The sequence below is a fragment of the Synechococcus sp. A15-28 genome (assembly GCF_014280175.1).
In the GTDB taxonomy this organism is placed as follows: Bacteria; Cyanobacteriota; Cyanobacteriia; order PCC-6307; family Cyanobiaceae; genus Parasynechococcus.
In genome coordinates this window covers 84372-102006 of the sequence record NZ_CP047931.1, presented here as the reverse complement: position 1 = coordinate 102006, position 17635 = coordinate 84372, and the positions used below count along the sequence as shown (strand labels likewise).

Sequence of the window (17635 nt, the reverse complement as noted above, 5' to 3'; positions counted from 1 at the left end):
TGGTGCTAACACTGCTCTGCCGGGATGAAGCCGACATCCTTGAGAGCATGCTGCGCTTCCATCTGGCCCAGGGGGTGGACCGGATCATCGCCACCGACAACGGTTCGGTGGACGGCAGCCTGGAGATCCTTAAGCGGTTCGAACGCCGCGGTCAGCTGACACTGCTGCAGGAACCGGAGCACACCCACGACCAGGCCGTGTGGGTGACCCGCATGGCGCGCATGGCGGCGGCGATGGGGGCGGACTGGGTGATCAACAGCGATGCGGATGAGTTCTGGTGGCCGGAGCAAGGCAGCCTGAAATCCAGCCTGACCCAGGTGCCGGAAAGTATTAAGGGAGTGCTGGTGGAGCGCACCAACTTTCTGCCACCGGTGCGGAACATCGCGGACAAAACGCCGTTTTATCAACGCCAGACCCTGCGGGAACGGGTCTCACGCAACAGCCTCGGCAAGCCACTGCCCCCCAAGCTGATTCATCGCGCCCATGCTGGGATTGAGATCAGCGATGGCAACCACGGCGCCGGGGTGGATGGAACGCCCATCAGCGCGATAGAGAACGCCGGCATCGAGATCCTGCATGTGCCCATTCGCAGCTATGCGCAGCTCGAACGCAAAATCCGACAGGGAACGGAGGCTCTACAGCGCAACAAACGCGTTAGTGCGGGCATCGGTGACAGCTGGCGAAAGATCTACGCGAATCACCTCAGTCAGGGAACCCTGCCGGCCTATTACGACAGCCTCCGGCCCAAACCTGCCGCGCTCGCAGCCCAACTGGTGCGCGGTGAGCTGATTGACGACCGGCGACTGCTAAAGGCCCTGGGCAATCCCCTGCCCCGGGTGGCCGTGATCACGCCTTACTACAAGGAACCCCTGGCCCAGCTGCGCCAGTGCCACGACAGCGTGCTGGCCCAGAGCGAGCCCTGCCTGCATGTGCTGGTGGCCGACGGCCACCGCCGCAGGCGGATCAACCATTGGCGTGCCGAGCACGTGCGGCTACCGCGCAGCCATGGTGATATCGGATCGACACCGCGCTTGATCGGCAGCTATCACGCCATCGGCCTTGGGGTGGACGCCGTGGCCTTCCTCGATGGTGACAACTGGTACAGGCCAGACCACATCGCCAGCCTGCTAGCAGAGATGGACCAGCACCAGGCCGACTTCGTCTCCTCCAGCCGCACCCTCTGCCGCCTGGACGGCACGGTGATGGGCCCCTGCCCGCTCACCGATCCGGAGCGGTTCATTGACACCAACGCGATGCTGTTTGGCCGGGGCTCCTTCCATCTTCTGCACCAGTGGGTGCTGATGCCGCCCTACGGCCACCTGATTGGCGACCGGATCATGCTGCATCACCTCAAAAATGCTGGACTTAAGCGCCAGCACCTGAACCAAGTTTCTGTGTTTTACCGCTGTGCCAAGGCAGGGCTCTACAGGCAGATGAAAGAGCCGATTCCTGAAGGAGTGCAACCGAGACCGGATTACGAAACTTCCTTCCGTCAGTGGGAGAGCGATGGTCAGCCGCCGCTCTGAGGATTGGCGGGCTGGAACATGAACATTGAATAAATCACGTTGCGACGCATATTGGTCATCATCTCGAGGAACATGTCGTATCCCTCGTTCTTGTATTCGATCAGAGGATCTTTTTGTCCGTAGCCACGTAGGCCAACAGATTCGCGCAGGGCATCCATGGCCTGGAGATGTTCCCGCCAGAGTGTGTCGATCTGCTGAAGGATGAAGAAACGCTCAGCCTCCCGCATCAGCCCTGGGCGTTGTTGTTCGACCTGGCCCTCCTTGAGGTCGTAGGCGTTGCGCAGCTGCTCATGCAAAAAGGCCTTGAGCTCTTCCATGCCCAGACCCCGCACCTGATCGGGGGTGAGATCTTCCAGCAGATAAATGAACTCCTTCACCTTGCCGACGAGCTGATCGAGATCCCATTCCTCTGGCGGCAGATCGGGATTCACATAGGCCTCCACAATCTCGCCCATTGTGCGTTCGCCGTAGCCGATCACCTGCTTCTTGAGGGCGCGACCATCCAGTACCCGCCGACGTTCGGAATACACCGCACGCCGCTGGTTGTTCATCACCTCGTCGTACTCGAACACCTGCTTGCGGATGTCGTAGTAGTAGGTCTCCACCTTCTTTTGGGCCCCTTCAAGCGAGCGGGTGAGCATGCCGGATTCGATCGGCATGTCTTCTTCTACGCGGAAAGCATTCATTAGGCCGGCAACGCGGTCACCCCCGAAGATTCGCAGCAGGTTGTCTCCCAAGGAAAGGAAGAAACGGGTGGAGCCGGGGTCGCCCTGTCGCCCAGCCCGACCACGCAGTTGGTTATCCACCCGGCGGGACTCATGACGTTCGGTGCCAATCACATGCAGGCCGCCGGCCTCACGCACCCGGGCTTCCTCCTGCTTCACCACCGCGTCGTATTCCCCCTTCACCCGGGCGATCGCCTCGCGCAGCCCTTGGATCTGGGGATCGTCGGTGGGGGCTTTTTCAGCGGCGGTGGCAATACGCTCCTCCAGCTCAATCACGCTGAGGGCCCGATCACCCCAGGCCTTGACAAGATCACGGGCCAACTGGCCGAGGACGTGATCGGTGTCGTCGGTGAGCTGGCAGGGGTAGAGGCTCTCACCGCTGCGGGGCAGTGCTGGAGCTGCAGCATCGGAGAAACCAGCAGCGGCGGTACTGCGTTGCAGGGGCAGCGGAGGATTGTGGTCGTCCTCCGGCTTAACCAGACGGCCGAGCAGCACCTCCCGCAACTTAAGACGCGCCATGTAGTCGCTATTGCCGCCCAGAATAATGTCGGTGCCCCGGCCCGCCATGTTGGTGGCGATCGTCACCGCACCGGCCCGACCCGCTTGGGCCACAATCTCCGATTCACGCTCCACGTTCTCTGGCTTGGCGTTAAGCAGGTTGTGCGGAATCCCCTGCTCAGCCAGCAGGGAACTCAGCAACTCGCTCTTCTCCACTGAAGTCGTGCCAACAAGCACAGGCCGTCCGTTCTTATGAATCTCAGCTGTTTCGTTGGCGACAGCGCGCCACTTAGCAGTCTCGGTTTTGTACACCTGATCAGCCCAGTCCTGACGGGCCCGCACCCGATTGGTGGGAACGATTGTGGTTTCGAGTTTGTAGGTCTTCTCGAATTCCACCTCTTCTGTCTTGGCGGTACCGGTCATGCCGGCCAAGCGGGGATAGAGCAGGAAAAAGTTCTGATACGTGATGGAAGCGAGAGTCTGCGTTTCCGGTTGGATCTGCAGGGCCTCCTTGGCCTCAATGGCTTGGTGCTGGCCGTCACTCCAGCGGCGTCCTGGCATCACGCGACCAGTGAATTCATCGACAATCACCGCCTCGCCATCGCGAACAATGTAGTTCACGTCTTTGACAAACAGCTCTTTGGCCTTGAGGGCATTGGTGATGTAGTGAGCCCAGGGATCCTGAGGATTGAACAGATCTGCCACCCCAAGCATCTTCTCGGCTTTCGCGAAGCCATCGTCGGTAAGGGTGCAGCTGCGCTGCTTTTCATCAACCTCGTAATCACCCTCCGGATCAATGCCATCCTTGCCCAGTTCGGCGGCCCGCTCCAAGGCCTCAGCAACCTGTGCTGCCTGCTGATACTTCTCCTGGGGACGCTCCACTTGCCCGGAAATGATGAGAGGCGTGCGGGCCTCATCAATCAGGATCGAATCAACTTCATCGATCACGCAGTACTGAAACTCGCGCTGGACAACTTCACTAATGTCTGCGGCCATATTGTCCCGCAGGTAATCAAAACCCAACTCGGAGTTGGTGGCGTAGGTGATGTCACAGTTGTAATTACGCCTTCGTTCCTCAGGACGCATATCCTGCTGGATAAGTCCCACGGATAAACCTAGAAAACGGTGCACCTGCCCCATCCATTCAGCATCGCGGCGTGCTAGATAGTCATTTACAGTAACTACATGCACACCCCGGCCAGTCAGTGCATTGAGATAGCTGGGCAGCGTGGCAACTAGTGTTTTCCCTTCGCCAGTCTTCATTTCAGCGATCTGACCCTCATGAAGAACCATCCCGCCAATCAGCTGAACGTCGAAATGCCGCATACCCAGAACACGTTTGCCGGCTTCACGAACTACAGCAAAGGCCTCGGGCAATATTTCATCTAAAATAAGTCGCTGGTTTTCAAGAGATCCAGCACTAAAGAGGCGCTCCTTAAATGAAAAGGTTTTGCGCCTTAAGTCGTCATCGGGAAGCCTTGAAACGTCATCCTCTAACAAACCAATATCCGAAACAATCGGCTGATACCGCTTCAGCTTGCGGGCGTTGGAATCACCCAGCAGGAGCTTGAGCATGGCAACCTAAACAGTTAATTGCTCTATATTTTACAATCCGGAGGCCGTACCTGCGTAAGGAAGCCGAGATTAACGGAGGTTTACAGGAGAAATCTTTTAAAAAGCAAAGGAACTTGCATCGGAATCGGAAGACAAGAAGCGAGATAGGTTCTTTTCTATAGAAAACACAGCAGATTTGATAGAATCTTGCATTGCAAGATCTGAGTAGCTTTGCCTGATAAGGGTGGAAGATTTAGCAAGATCGCCCACAAAATTAGAGTGGTCATGCTTGTAACGGCTGACAACACTAGAAACACCATTAACAAATGCAGGCCAATCACCATTCTCGACAGGGAATGCCACGTTATAACGCAAAACTTTATCGAAAAGCTCCCGACCACCAAGGCCTGTATACCCAACAACAGAACATCCTGAGGCAAGAGCTTCTGCAACCGGCAGTCCAAAACCTTCTGGATGGCCAAAAGAGAGAAAAATCAGGGATTTCTGAAGAACATTCATAACTTCTTGATGAGAGGCATTCGCAATTGGGTAAAATTTAAAGTTACTAGAAAAGGGTTGAATTGACAATAGTCGCATTACAATACCAGCATCAAAACTATTCTTGCGAGGCATGAATGAAATTATATTATGCTTCTTGATTGAGTTAGAGCAAGAAAAATTATCTAGTCCATTAACGATAAGACTTATACGCTCATCGGGCATATCACAAAAAACAGACAGGAGGTTCTTGTCATGTTCAGAAACGCATAGAATCTGAATGACATTACGGAAATTATACGAATCAAATACAAATTTTGGGGAAATTCGATTTTTGACAGGATCAGACTCACCGAAGGTGTATGAACCATTTTGATTGAAAATAACAAGTGGCAAACCACGAGAATATGATCTAAAAAACCGAACATATGTTTCAGGCAATATAATAACATCGCGAAATTTAGAGAGATCTGTCAGAGAGTTCCATTGCTTGAGACTTATGGTATTTACCTCACTTTCAAACCAACCAGGATGGAAAGAAGAATCTTCTTGGATAATTGTAGAGGTATAGCCAAGAGAAGAAAGATGTTCTGACAAACGATGCATCTGCTTTACGCCTCCAATAGGCTTGGCGACATCAGGATGCAAAGCAAGCCAAAAACGCATAGAAGACAAACTGATGATAGAATCATATCATACGAAAAAGATTAATGAAACAGACAAATCTCCTATTGATAACATTTGATCAGCTCAGGGCGGATTGGTGTGATCTCAATTCAAAGAGTACAAATATGCCCCATGTTGCAAAGATTGCAGAGGAAGGTTGGCACGCAACCTACTGTTATACAAGTAGTCCACAATGCATGCCAGCAAGATTTAGTTGGTTGACAGGTCTTGAACCGAGTCGAATTGGCGTAACAAGCAACGGTAGATATGAGTTGAGTAATCAATCACCTTCATTTGTTCGTGATCTTAGAAATAGCGGATGGAAAACAACTCTCATTGGGAAAGCACACTTCTATAGCCACCTAAGCTCAATGGATATGAGGAACAAGTTAAATAAACTAAATGAACTAGGTTTCTCCGAAGTCATTGAGGTAGCAGGTCCGAGAGCATTAAGGAACGTAGAATGCACTCTAACTGATGAATGGCGTGCAAAGAATGTCTACGAAAAACAAAAGCAGGATTTAGATCTAAGGTACAGAAGTCACATCGAAGAAAATGCATGGAAGGTGAAAACAACATTACTGCCAAATGAATTGTATCCAGACATATGGATCGCAAAAAAGGCTGAAGACATGATTAGGAACAAAAAAGATACGGAACCATGGTTTTTGTGGGTTAGTTTTGTTGGACCTCATGAGCCTTTTGACACACCGAAACCTTGGAAAGGGATACACAAATTTGGAGACATCAAAGAATCAAAAAATAATTATGACTGGATAGACCGCCTTGATGATCAGTGCTTGCTAAAACAAAAGTACAATAATTGGAAAGGCAAGATACAAGATAACGATATCCTTAAACTTAAATGCGATTATGGAGACCATATCAAACTATTAGATGATCAAGTTGGGAATTTAATGAGAGAAATAAATCAAAGAAGTGACAAAAATAGTTGGAATATAGCTATTACGTCAGACCATGGGGAAATACTTGGAGATGGCGGTATGCTTTACAAAGGCTCATTTCAAGAGGGTGCTATTAGAGTACCTTGGGTTTACAGAGGAATAAGACCTTGTAAATCAGAACCTATGCAAAAAACGCTTGGCCTAACAAAAATAATGAAGTTAATGGTGCGAAACCTAATCAAGAATGGAAGTAGCAAAAGGCTTAGAAAGAAGGCAGAAAGAAGCGATCGAGCAGTAGTGGAATTTAGAGACGAGATACTGTTTATTCGAGGGAACAAGAAACTAGCGCGAAAAAGGAGTGGCAAGATTCTATGGGCAGTTGAGCTTGAAAGAGACGGTAGCGAAAAAGAAAACTGTTACGAAAAGAAACAAGAAGAGTTATTCAGAAAAGAGGAGTGGCTCGAAATAAAAGAATGGAGCGACAAAGAGGTAACCAAAAGAAGAAGAAGAAATTGGTTTATTGATGGAATTGCTGAAAGTTTAAATTAATGAAATGTCCTATCATGGCGTGGTTGAATACTGCTGGAAGGGTGAATATTAATCCAATGGGACCAAGTACGAAAACAATCTATATCAGAATTTAGATAGTGAATAAAGGAGTCGAGCTCTGATACATCTAATCTACCGTGAATAACAAAAACAGGTAAGCCTCGACCAGCAGTCCAAGGCTTTGTAGTGCGAAGATTTACTTCTGGAGGCAAAGTTAAAAGCTTTAAATTATGATTAGATATAAATTGCCAAAGAGAAGAGCGAAGCGTAGCTTGGTCCCAAGACTGATTATGAGATAGTCTTACTTTGTCGTAAAGATCAAGCCAATATTTAATGAATGATGAAATAATAGTAGATCTCCTTAGAAACAAAACACCAGAATTGTATTCAGGGAACAACAACGGAGTAACGCAATCATCCCATCCTGGTGGATGCCTGACAGGAGCATGAGTAGCAGCAACTTCATAATGCTGACAGACCTCGAAAATAAAATGTGCTGAATATATTAAGAAAGCATCAGAATCTAAGAATAGACACTCATCGGTTGGAAGATTTACGAGAGGTAGGATCTTATCTCTGTACGAATAGGTAGGGTATTGATGAGGAAGAACATAATCAAAAACTTCATAGAGTTCTTGATTGCCAGGGAGATCGGTGACAATATAGATAGGAATATCTATTGAATATTCACGAGTTAATTTCGCATTCTTAATAGCTTCCTTAACATAAGACTCACCTGTTGCAACATAAATAATAGATCGACTATGCAGCATCTTTAGAGCTAACTGTAGAAGGAAATTCACAAAGCTCAAAAGAAAACTTTTTCGCTGAAGACTTTGATTTAAGGCTCTTCAAGTTGCCGCTAAGTTTTTTGAGTTGGGTATGACTAGGGTCCAAACCTGCTGCACGTTCTAAATAGAACTCAGCAAGAACTAAATCACCCTTCATACTTGCCAAGGTTGCTAGATTCATATAAAGCTTTGCAGTAGGCTCACTAACAGTGATAGCATGTAAAGCAAAGGATTCTGCATCAGAAAAACGCGATAAGCCTATAAAACAATCACTAACACAGTCAAAGATTTGTGAATTAGGACCAATTAATATATAGCTTTTTGAGCAGAGTTGTAATGCATAACTAAAATTTTTTTCTTGAACTGCTAAAAGAGCAAGTTTCATGTACTCCGAAGCAGTTTGTGAAGAATCAGGTAAATCCAAAGATTCAACAATTTGTTGAGACGATTGAACAATTTTAGACCGGTCTAGTCGACCATATTTATAGACTTCTTCCTCGTCAAATGCTAAATGCAAAGGATCTAGAACTTTAGGTTGAGAAATGGACTTAGTTCCAGAAGTAACCTGCGTATTAAAATCAACATCTTCAGATTTTTTGTTGCCAGTTGATTGAGTCGCTATGAATGTAAGACGATTAAGATTGATACGAGCATCTTCATATTTTGGATTTTGAAGCAAAAGTGAGTCAAGAATATTTCGTGCATCCGAGAATCGACCGAGATCTATCAGTAAATTGGCATAGTTATTTCTAATAAAAGGATTTTTCGAGTCTAATTTCATAGCTTTGTTTAAAAGAACCTCAGCCTTTTCAAGATTACCTACACGCCGCAAAGTAGCACCAAAAAGAGAAAGGTAATCAACATTATTATCCAAAGCGGACTCGAGAGTTTCAAGGATTTCGAGGGCTTTCCCGAATGAGCCTAGCTTGAAGAGAGAAGCAGCATAAAGATGCGCAACATTAGGGTCAGACTCAAATGAAAGACTACTTTCATCAATAAATGATGTTATTTTTGAATACTGACCTTGCTGAAATAATAATAAGAGTTGATCATAATTCATGATATAATGTGAAATTAGTGGTGAATGATTCCAGTGGGATAACCCATATTATCACAGAACCAATGATCAACAGTAATAAAAGCATCGTCCCAGTTCATATTTTCAGATTGTCGAGCAATGCCGACAGAAGAGTACCAATAGCTTCGACTAATAAGAGGGTCATCGAGCCATCTCCAGTCAGAGTGAAGACTCAAAAGACACATTGTAGGTATATTAAGGCCACCAGCGCCATGAATAGTCGTATTGGCAACACTAACTATAGCGTCACAACAAGCAACTTGAACTAATCATCCATCCATATCCTTAAGGGCATTAATATTTTCGTCATAAATAACATCCAGGCCATCATTATTCCATGTAGAAACTACAGATTTGGCATCACCATACTGCAAACTAATAAATTGGTATTCAGGATATTTCCTCATTAACTTCGCAAAGAACGAAGGGCTAATAGATTTTTGCTTGATTCTCGAAGCACGACCACCTCCACGCCAACTCAACCCGACAAGTTTTTTTGGCTTAATTGATCTTTGAGTGATATACTTGTCTCTTAATCGTTCGGTAGTAATAGTATCTGTAGATATTATAGGTGTCTTTGGTGCGAATTTGGAAGGATGATCATAGCGATATTGACAAATTGAGCCTAATGGTGCTTGAAAATCGAAAGCATTAGACTGTAGCCTATTGTCGTAGAAATCTTGACGTGAATATACAACAAGACTTCCATTGTGAATCTCTTCGGAAAATGAACGCCTGTATATAGGCAATAATCTATCAGACAAGAACAGGCCAACACATTGAGCCTCATCGAGCAACGCTGGCACAAGAGTAATAAACATCATTGCATCACCTATTCCTTGTTCCTCAAGTAACAGAATTCTTCTGGAATTCAAAGATTCTCCCCGCCAAAGAACAACTTCGTTAAAATCAAATGGCTTAGCCAAAGACCTTTGCCATCTCTGGGGACCACTACAAGGCGTGCGTAGACCATATTCGTAGAACTGCCAACCGAGTTGAAAATTCTGCATTTTAAGCAGTGTATTGGAGGCATTCCAGTGATAACAAATAGAAATATCCTGGAGTTTTTTATGATCGAGAGAGCTGTCACGTAGCCCTTCGTTCAATAAAGTGTTTGCTTTGTCTAATTCAATAAATGCATCTTTTTCGGCTTTTTTGTTGAGAAAATGCTGGCACAATGAATAGTGAAATTCTGCTCTTTCTGTTATAGTTAGTGAAAGCAGAGAAGATTGTATCCTTTGATATATTTGTTCAAAGCAAAAGCTTGTATCCTGTGAACTGTTATTCTTATCAAGAAGGAGTAATATGTTTAGTAGTATTCCCGCATTATATTTAACGGGAGGAAGGGCCGCCCGTAGATACAGAACATTTAGTTTGTAAAGACCTAAATCATGAGTAAGTTGACAAATATTACAAAGAGCATTTAAATACTTTTTCTCATTAAAATTAGGAGTTGAAAGTATTATTCCAAGGATTCTTAAGTAGTTTTCAAGAGCGGAAGCAGGAAAGTCTGCACGTAAGGCATTTGCGTAATTTAGCAATATGTCAACATTATCAGGAAAATGATGAAGGCCAGTGCGATAGCATTGAAGAGCATCCTTTAATTTGTCTTGACTCCTCAACAAAGCGCCAAAATTTTGATATAAAATATGCGATTTGTCACCTTGTTCGAGAGCACGCTTGTAATGAATCTCTGCAAGCTTAAGATTTCCCTCGCTGTGTGCTTTGAGGGCTAACTTGAGTCCCATTAGAACCAATCAACAATCACACCATTGTAGTACAAAGTGTTGTCAATGAAAATTCTTTTCCTTCACCCAAATTTTCCAGGTCAGTTCAAACATGTCGCAAAATACTTCGCAGAAAAGAATGAAATTAAATTTCTATGCCAGACGCACTTTGGAAGAAGACTCAAGGGAGTCGATCGCATATGTTTGAAAGGCAGCCTGAGCCACGAGACCTTGGAAAATCAAAGTCTTGGACTTACTGAACGTGCAGACAAGATGGGTGAAATGTATCGCACCGCATTTGTAAAATTAAAAGAAAAAAATTATTACCCTGATATCGTAATTTCTCATTCTGCTTGGGGTTGCGGATTACACATCAAAGAAATATGGCCGAAATGCAAACAAATAAGTTATTTAGAATGGTGGTTTAATCAGGAGTCAGATTTTTTTTGGTATGATAACACCAATAAGGAATTAAGGATAGGCGAAGATGCTGTCCGTAAATATTGGCTGAGAAACAAAAATATAGCTCTAGAACTTTCTCATGCAGACAATATAGTGGCTCCTACCTTGTGGCAGATGGAGCAACTTCCGAAGATTTTTGCAGAAAAATGCCAAGTCATTTTTGACGGGGTTGACACAGATTATTTTCAAAACGACCAAAAATTTATATCAGAAACGCCAAAGATCACTTACGGTACAAGAGGCATGGAACCGATGAGATGTTTTCCGCAATTTATAAGGGAAATCCCCGAGATTGTAAAAAAGGTGCCTTCAGTCACTATTGAAATTGCAGGTAATGATAGATGCAGCTACGGAGGTATGAAACCGGTAGAAGGTACCTGGAAAAACTGGGCTGAAATGTATCTAGAAAAACATAATATTAGCAACAATGTAAATTGGGTTGGTTTTTTGCAAGGAGATGCATATAGAAATTGGTTGCGATCTTCATGGTGTCATATTTACCTAACGCATCCATTTGTAGCGAGCTGGAGTTTAGTTGAAAGTTTATATATTAATAATCCGATGATCGTAAGTGATGTTAAGCCAGTGACAGAATTTACAAGAAGTTTTGAAAATGTGGTTAGAATCGACCACCGAAAACCAGGTGAATTAGCTAGTTCTGTCGTCAAATTAATAAAAGAAGAAAGTTACAAAGATAGTGAGCGAATACGCCCCTCTAATGATACCTATTCAATTAAATCATGCCTGAAAAGATGGAAAAAACTTGTAAATAACATTTATAACAAGTATAATTGTACTATATCCGAGCCTTTTTGCCCTCCTTCCAGCAAACCAGGGTGTGTCTCATCTGCATCTGGCCATATATCCGTTGACATGTGTAGGCCACCCGCATAGATTCACTGCGGTGTCTCAAAAATTGATCACCCTCTCCTCTTCTCATGGCTAACTATCTGATCAACTCCGCGGGCCAGGTGGCTACGGGGACCGATGACGCGGAGCTGTTCCTGGTAAATACAGGAGCTGTTAGCGCGTCTACAATTTACGGCTTCGCCGGCAATGACACTCTTCAAGTAGTTGACGGACCTGTAGCTTCCGCCAGCTCGTTTTACGTTGATCTGGCTGGTGGCGCCGACGTTTTCACCGCTAGTGCAGCTGACTTCGATGACGCTACAATCATTGCAGGTGCTGGTGGCGACAAAATCGTCAGCCACAATTCCCACTTTGATGGTGTTACAAAATTAGGCGACGGCAGCGACACCGTCACATTTTCAGCTGGTGTCATTGCAGGAACTCTCGCTGGTGGTGCTGGAGCTGACAGCATTATTGCTAGCGCTGTCATTTCCGGTTCTGCCTCAAAGATCGCTCTTGGTGCCGGTAACGACACCATGACGTTTGACAACGACGCTCACTTGGTGTCTGCCCTGATCGTTGGCGGCGGCGGCAACGACAGCGTTACCATTTCTGGCGTTGCCAACGCGAACAGTCTGCAGATCCTGTTGGATGACACCAATAACACTGTCGACGGCAACGACACACTCAGTCTGAAAATCACAGCTGGTTCTGCTGTCATCAAGGGCCTGGGTGGTAATGACATCATCACCATTGAGAACGGAAGTCAGCTTGTTGCTTCTTCCTTGATCCAAGGCAATGCCGGTAACGACAGCATCGTTATCGACGACCAATTCTCCGCTGACACCAACGTCACCATCGGCGGTGGTGCTGGTCAAGACACAATTGTCATGACCGGTTCTGTCGTTGTTGCTGGTGCATTCACCGGCACCCGGGTCAACCTCGGTGGTGGAGCTGATTCTCTCAACATTGATGCAACCACTGGTGGTGCCTTCGGTACTGTTATTGGTGGTCTTGGTGCTGACAGCATCACCTTCAGTTCTGACCTGGCTGATACCGGCTTTACAATGGGTCAAACCATTGGCTTCGCTGACTTCAGCGATTCAACGGCCGATGGCATGGACATCGTCACGTTCTCCAACACTGACGTTACTGGAGCAACCGGTGGTGTTACCTTCAACATCGCAATGGTTGGTCTTGGCTCTGCCGAAACCGCTGGTGTTCCAAGCCTCAACTCTGCAACTATCGCCTCGGGTGTTGCTACATTCAGCAGCGTAAGCGCAGTTTCTGATCGCATCTCTAAGGTTGATGCATTGCTGTCAACCGAAGGACAGTACGCCGTCTTCACTGGCAGCGATGCTAGCTCTGTGTACCTCTTCGTTCAGGGTGGTACTAACGACGACATCGTTACCAAGTTCTCCAACACTATTGGTGGAACCATCACTGGTCTGAGTACTAACGCGGGAGCAGGTTCTTCCTTCACAATCGAGATTAACCAGGCTTGATCAATATCAGCCTGATCAATCATTGATTGATACAACTCCCCCTCTCTTTCTAAGAGAGGGGGTTTTTTTATTGCTTGTTCTTCACTCTTCATCATCACTAAATATCCCCTTGTCGAGGAATTGTGGGACGTGCAGCTCGAAGACACCTTTCACAATCAGCATCAACCAGGCTTGATCAATATCAGACTGATCAATCATTGATTGATTCCGCCCCCTCCTCTCTTTCTCAGAGAGGGGTTTTTATTGCTTGTTCTTCACTCTTCATCATCACTCAATATCCCCTTGTCGAGGAATTGTGGGACGTGCAGCTCGAAGACACCTTTCACAATCAGCATCAACCAGGCTTGATCAATATCAGACTGATCAATCATTGATTGATTTCGCCCCCTCTCTCTTAGAAAGAGAGGGGGTTTTATTGCTTGTTCTTCACTCTTCATCATCACTCAATATCCCCTTGTCGAGGAATTGTGGGACGTGCAGCTCGAAGACACCTTTCACAATCAACATCAACCAGGCTTGATCAATATCAGCCTTAAGTTAATGACATGTTTATATATAATTCCCTTAACGATTAATGATTTACGCCATTATTATTCATAGCAGCTTTTAAACCCTTAGGATATTTCTGTCAATTAATTTCCTTGTTGCTTAAATAATGCGCAATATCTCTCTCCAAGATCCATTAGTTGCTGATGACTGCCTTGTTCAACAAGTCTTCCCTCATGCATAACAAGAATAAGGTCACTATTACGAATAGTGCTTAGGCGATGTGTAATAAAAAGTACTGTACGATCTTGAGCCCAACTTTGAAGATTAGCACACAACTGTTTCTCAGTATTGTAATCAAGTGCACTTGTAGCTTCATCCATAATAAGTAGTCTAGGATTTGAAAGAATAGTTCTTGCTATCGCAATTCTTTGACGTTGCCCACCACTAAGGTTACTACCTCTCTCAGAGAGAGGAGTAGCATAACCTTGTCCTAAACTCATAATAAAATCATGAGCACAAGCAATTTTTGCGGCTGCAATTATTGAATCATTAGTAGCTTGAGGGTCATTCAAGGCTATATTATCAGCTACAGTACCCTCAAACAAAAGTGAATCTTGGGGGACAATTCCTATTTGCCTCCTCAAACTCGAAAGATTGACTTTTTCAATATCGTAATCATCTATAAACAATCTACCTTGATTAAGAGAATAGAGCCTCGGAAGTAATTTAACAAGTGTACTTTTTCCGCTACCACTCTGACCCACAATTCCGATGAAGTCTCCAGCTGCAATAGACAAAGAAACTTTGTCTACCTGATAAGGACCATTTTTGCCAAACCTAAAACAGACATCTTCATATCTAATAGAACCAACAATTGGGGGCAACGATATCTGATTTAAATCATCTTCATTAGAAAGTTCAGGATTTTGATCCAAAATATCCGAAAGTCGCTCCATAGCCAATTGCACAGTTTGAAAACCTTGATAAAGGCCAGAAAGTTGCAACAAAGGATTAGTAACATTTCCGCTTATAATTCTAAAAGCAATCAACATACCTAGTGTGAGTTCTCCTTCAAGAACAAGCCACATTCCAACCCATAGGACTAATAGACTGCTTAATTGATTCAAAAAGGAACCTATTACTCCTGAGGTTGTTCCCAGAGCAACACTCTTAAAGCCTTCATTGACAAATTGTCTGTAGCGATCTTGCCATTTCCATCTAGCAGTTAACTCAAAGTGTTGCGCTTTGACAGTTTGAATACCACCTAGCACCTCAATAAGATGACTTTGAGTTTTTGCTTGTGCAATAGCTCTTTTTCGGATAAGACCCTTATATATAGGGGCTACAACAAAAACAATTAGAAAGTAGACAGGCAAAGTGCTTAAACTAACTGCAGTCAGAAGAGGCGAGTATATTATCATGACCACCAAGTATAACGAAGCAAATATTATATTTAACACGCTTACTAACGCAGTGCCGGTCAAGAATCCGCGAATTGTGTTGAGTTCTCCTATTCTTTGGCTTAATTCACCTACAGGTCTTTTTTCAAAAAATCCAAGAGGGAGTGCTAATAAGCGATCAATTACTGCGCTTCCAAGTGTCAAATCCATCCGATCGGTTGTATCAACGAATATGTATGTACGCAATGCTGTAAGGATACCCTGGAAAAGTGCGAGCACTATCATTGTCCCGCCAAGTACATTGAGACTACTTAAATTTCCCTGACTAAGGACTTTATCAATAATTTGTTGTATTAGAAGCGGAACACCAAGGCCAAACAACTGAGCGAGCAATGAAGAAACAAAAACCAGTGTTAAAGCTTTTTTATATTTACTGAGTAGAGGTGTAAACCAATTCCATCCAAACTTACTTCTGGGCGTACTTCCAATTCTTTTAGGGGTGGCAAAGCGACATTTCTCAGGTAGTTTATTTATGAAATCATCTATATCGACCTTAGTAATCCCGTTATGCGGATGGCCAATTAAGGCTTTTTTACCAACAAATGAGTAAACAACAATTGGAACATCCTCATACATCATAAGGGAGGGAAGTTCAATACTGTCAATATATTTCGTATTGACTCCACCTATTTGACACGTTAATCCAAGAAGTTCACAAAGGCGAGCAAGAAGTTCTAAAGACAATGGCTTATTTCTGCGAAATTGTTCTTCTAATATTTTTTCAAGTATATCTCTTTTGAAAGGTGTTTTCTCCATTAGTGCAACCATTTCCACCGCAGCCAAGGCTTCTTTCAAAGGACCGAAGCCTTTGATGGCTGGAAACTTATCTTCCAGCTCTAACGATTCATTTTCAATTATCCCTAATTTAGAGAGAGAAGATCCAGGCTTACTTTCAAGATCGAAGTTATTTATAACAGCATTATGCGGCGAAGCTAAATTATTTCCAATACCCTTATCGACTTTCAGGCTAAAGCCAACCAATCTGTATGGCAGATTAAAACCTTCTTTAACGTTTAGCTCGTCGCCGTTATCAATTTTACTACCAACGGGTAACGAAGGAACATTTTCTGTACTTAAAAACCATTCATAATCACTGTCTTTATAGCTAAACTTACAACCTGGCATCAGGCTGATAACACGAACATTTTGTACAATTTCCGAGTAGTTTTTAAAAGCACCCTCGGCAAGCTTATACTTTGATTTAAATATTTGTCGTAAAACATAAATTGATTCATGGATATTGGAAAGCTCACCAAAGAATTCTCTAAACACCTGAGAGGAAATTATCGTACTAACAAAATTTGACGCCCCGAACCTGACAACAGTAGTTTCTTGAGAAGCTATAACCCATTCACAAGATCCTGCACGCAACAATGAAGACCAACCTATGAGCTGACCAGAACCGCGGATATCTAAAGTAACTACATCTTGATCATCAGTTGGCGAGTTTGAGAGTAACCTTACGGCTCCATCAAGAACTAGTACTAATTGACTAGGTAATTCGTCAGGTCTCAATATAAGCTCTCCAGGTCTATATCTGACTAGTTCAGAATTTGCAAATAAGAAATCTCTTTGCGTAGATTCAAGCTTGTCATAAGGATGCTGAGAAGAAAGTTTCTTAATAATTCCTTCAATCATGATAGTCAATTTAAAATTAAGATATGATTTAAAATGTAATTTATAATAGATTTTGACCAGCTCTCAAATTCGCTTTGCAACAGAATTGATTCCGTCTTTTCATCCAGTTGGGCTGACTGCCATTGATCAAATTCGATGACTGCAAATTGCTTACCATAGGGGATAGGCTTAAGAATATCACCCTGAGATGATTTCTTGACAGATTCTACTAAGATTTTTGGTATCGACTCAGATGTTTGGATTTTGCATTTGCCCCCGATTCTTTTTTCAGGGCCTTGTCCATAGCGTAAAGACAATTCCTCAAAGCTAGCTTCATCTGCTTTTAAACGATGGTAAATCTCGTAGGCAAATTCTTTGCTCTTCACTCTAATCATTTTAAAGCTAATCAAATCTAACTTATCTTTATTTTCAAGGTATAATGTTTCAACACGATGATACCACTTATCTTTAGACCAAAGAAGTATAGTGTCTAACCTTGAATATTTTTGATCTTCATTGCTTTGCGATTGATCAAAAGGATCAGACTTTTTATCAGTCAAGAACTTAAAATTACTATGTTTGACATTATATTCAAATATAATTTCATCAACGATCCAGTAAGACAAAACTGACTCAAGAGCACCTGAATCTTTTAAAATTGCACCAAGTGGATTAATAAAAGTAGTTAAGTATTGAGATCGAGAAGAAGTAATCCACTCATGCGGCAAGGGATCAA

The 17635-nt window shown here is 44.2% G+C and carries 12 protein-coding genes; 4 read left to right on the top strand and 8 right to left on the bottom strand.

Annotation, left to right across the window (positions count from 1 at the left end; all coding sequences use genetic code 11):
• Positions 1-2 precede the first annotated feature (2 nt).
• Positions 3-1526 carry a glycosyltransferase family 2 protein gene (locus SynA1528_RS00495; RefSeq protein WP_186587210.1) on the top strand — a complete coding sequence of 508 codons (1524 nt, stop codon included), beginning with the start codon at positions 3-5 and terminating at the stop codon, positions 1524-1526.
• Here SynA1528_RS00495 and secA read toward each other — a convergent pair.
• Together secA and SynA1528_RS00485 are read right to left on the bottom strand one after the other, a co-directional pair.
• A complete protein-coding gene (secA, locus tag SynA1528_RS00490; protein ID WP_186587209.1) occupies positions 1511-4324 on the bottom strand; it encodes a preprotein translocase subunit SecA in 2814 nt (937 codons plus the stop codon). The two genes, SynA1528_RS00495 and secA, sit on opposite strands and share 16 nt — an antisense overlap.
• Before the next feature lie 96 nt (positions 4325-4420).
• Positions 4421-5467 carry a glycosyltransferase gene (locus SynA1528_RS00485; protein ID WP_186587208.1) on the bottom strand — a complete coding sequence of 349 codons (1047 nt, stop codon included), beginning with the start codon at positions 5465-5467 and terminating at the stop codon, positions 4421-4423.
• 44 nt (positions 5468-5511) lie between these two features.
• Here SynA1528_RS00485 and SynA1528_RS00480 point away from each other — a divergent pair, with 44 nt between their 5' ends.
• Entirely contained in the window at positions 5512-6921 is a 1410-nt protein-coding gene (locus SynA1528_RS00480) for a sulfatase-like hydrolase/transferase (RefSeq protein WP_186587207.1), read from the top strand.
• Here SynA1528_RS00480 and SynA1528_RS00475 read toward each other — a convergent pair.
• From SynA1528_RS00475 to SynA1528_RS00465, 3 genes are all read right to left on the bottom strand, one after another.
• Positions 6918-7694 (bottom strand): hypothetical protein, encoded by a 777-nt coding sequence (locus tag SynA1528_RS00475; RefSeq protein ID WP_186587206.1) that lies wholly within the window; start codon positions 7692-7694, stop codon positions 6918-6920. The genes SynA1528_RS00480 and SynA1528_RS00475 overlap by 4 nt on opposite strands.
• Complete coding sequence (locus tag SynA1528_RS00470; protein ID WP_186587205.1) at positions 7684-8772, bottom strand: tetratricopeptide repeat protein; 1089 nt, start codon at positions 8770-8772, stop codon at positions 7684-7686. Before SynA1528_RS00470 ends, SynA1528_RS00475 begins: the two co-directional genes overlap by 11 nt.
• A 287-nt stretch (positions 8773-9059) precedes the next feature.
• A complete protein-coding gene (locus tag SynA1528_RS00465; protein WP_186587204.1) occupies positions 9060-10538 on the bottom strand; it encodes a tetratricopeptide repeat protein in 1479 nt (492 codons plus the stop codon).
• 45 nt (positions 10539-10583) lie between these two features.
• Here SynA1528_RS00465 and SynA1528_RS00460 point away from each other — a divergent pair, with 45 nt between their 5' ends.
• A complete protein-coding gene (locus tag SynA1528_RS00460) occupies positions 10584-11873 on the top strand; it encodes a glycosyltransferase (protein ID WP_186587203.1) in 1290 nt (429 codons plus the stop codon).
• Positions 11874-11917: 44 nt separating this feature from the next.
• Positions 11918-13333 (top strand): beta strand repeat-containing protein, encoded by a 1416-nt coding sequence (locus SynA1528_RS00455; RefSeq protein ID WP_186587202.1) that lies wholly within the window; start codon positions 11918-11920, stop codon positions 13331-13333.
• Between the two features lie 254 nt (positions 13334-13587).
• Here SynA1528_RS00455 and SynA1528_RS00450 read toward each other — a convergent pair whose 3' ends face one another.
• The 3 genes from SynA1528_RS00450 to SynA1528_RS00440 form a co-directional block, all read right to left on the bottom strand.
• Complete coding sequence (locus tag SynA1528_RS00450) at positions 13588-13770, bottom strand: hypothetical protein (RefSeq protein ID WP_186587201.1); 183 nt, start codon at positions 13768-13770, stop codon at positions 13588-13590.
• Positions 13771-13965: 195 nt separating this feature from the next.
• Positions 13966-16920 carry an ABC transporter transmembrane domain-containing protein gene (locus SynA1528_RS00445; protein WP_186587200.1) on the bottom strand — a complete coding sequence of 985 codons (2955 nt, stop codon included), beginning with the start codon at positions 16918-16920 and terminating at the stop codon, positions 13966-13968.
• A gap of 5 nt (positions 16921-16925) precedes the next feature.
• Positions 16926-17627: a peptidylprolyl isomerase gene (locus SynA1528_RS00440; protein ID WP_186587199.1), complete on the bottom strand. Its 702-nt coding sequence runs from the start codon at positions 17625-17627 to the stop codon at positions 16926-16928.
• Positions 17628-17635 lie beyond the last annotated feature (8 nt).

Coding starts and splice junctions, on each gene's coding strand:
- SynA1528_RS00445 (WP_186587200.1), bottom strand. CDS start 16,920: ATGATTGAAGGAATTATTAAGAAACTTTCTTCTCAGCATCCTTATGAC.
- SynA1528_RS00470 (WP_186587205.1), bottom strand. CDS start 8,772: ATGAATTATGATCAACTCTTATTATTATTTCAGCAAGGTCAGTATTCA.
- SynA1528_RS00455 (WP_186587202.1), top strand. CDS start 11,918: ATGGCTAACTATCTGATCAACTCCGCGGGCCAGGTGGCTACGGGGACC.
- secA (WP_186587209.1), bottom strand. CDS start 4,324: ATGCTCAAGCTCCTGCTGGGTGATTCCAACGCCCGCAAGCTGAAGCGG.
- SynA1528_RS00485 (WP_186587208.1), bottom strand. CDS start 5,467: ATGCGTTTTTGGCTTGCTTTGCATCCTGATGTCGCCAAGCCTATTGGA.
- SynA1528_RS00475 (WP_186587206.1), bottom strand. CDS start 7,694: ATGCTGCATAGTCGATCTATTATTTATGTTGCAACAGGTGAGTCTTAT.
- SynA1528_RS00465 (WP_186587204.1), bottom strand. CDS start 10,538: ATGGGACTCAAGTTAGCCCTCAAAGCACACAGCGAGGGAAATCTTAAG.
- SynA1528_RS00480 (WP_186587207.1), top strand. CDS start 5,512: ATGAAACAGACAAATCTCCTATTGATAACATTTGATCAGCTCAGGGCG.
- SynA1528_RS00450 (WP_186587201.1), bottom strand. CDS start 13,770: ATGAAGAGTGAAGAACAAGCAATAAAACCCCCTCTCTTTCTAAGAGAG.
- SynA1528_RS00460 (WP_186587203.1), top strand. CDS start 10,584: ATGAAAATTCTTTTCCTTCACCCAAATTTTCCAGGTCAGTTCAAACAT.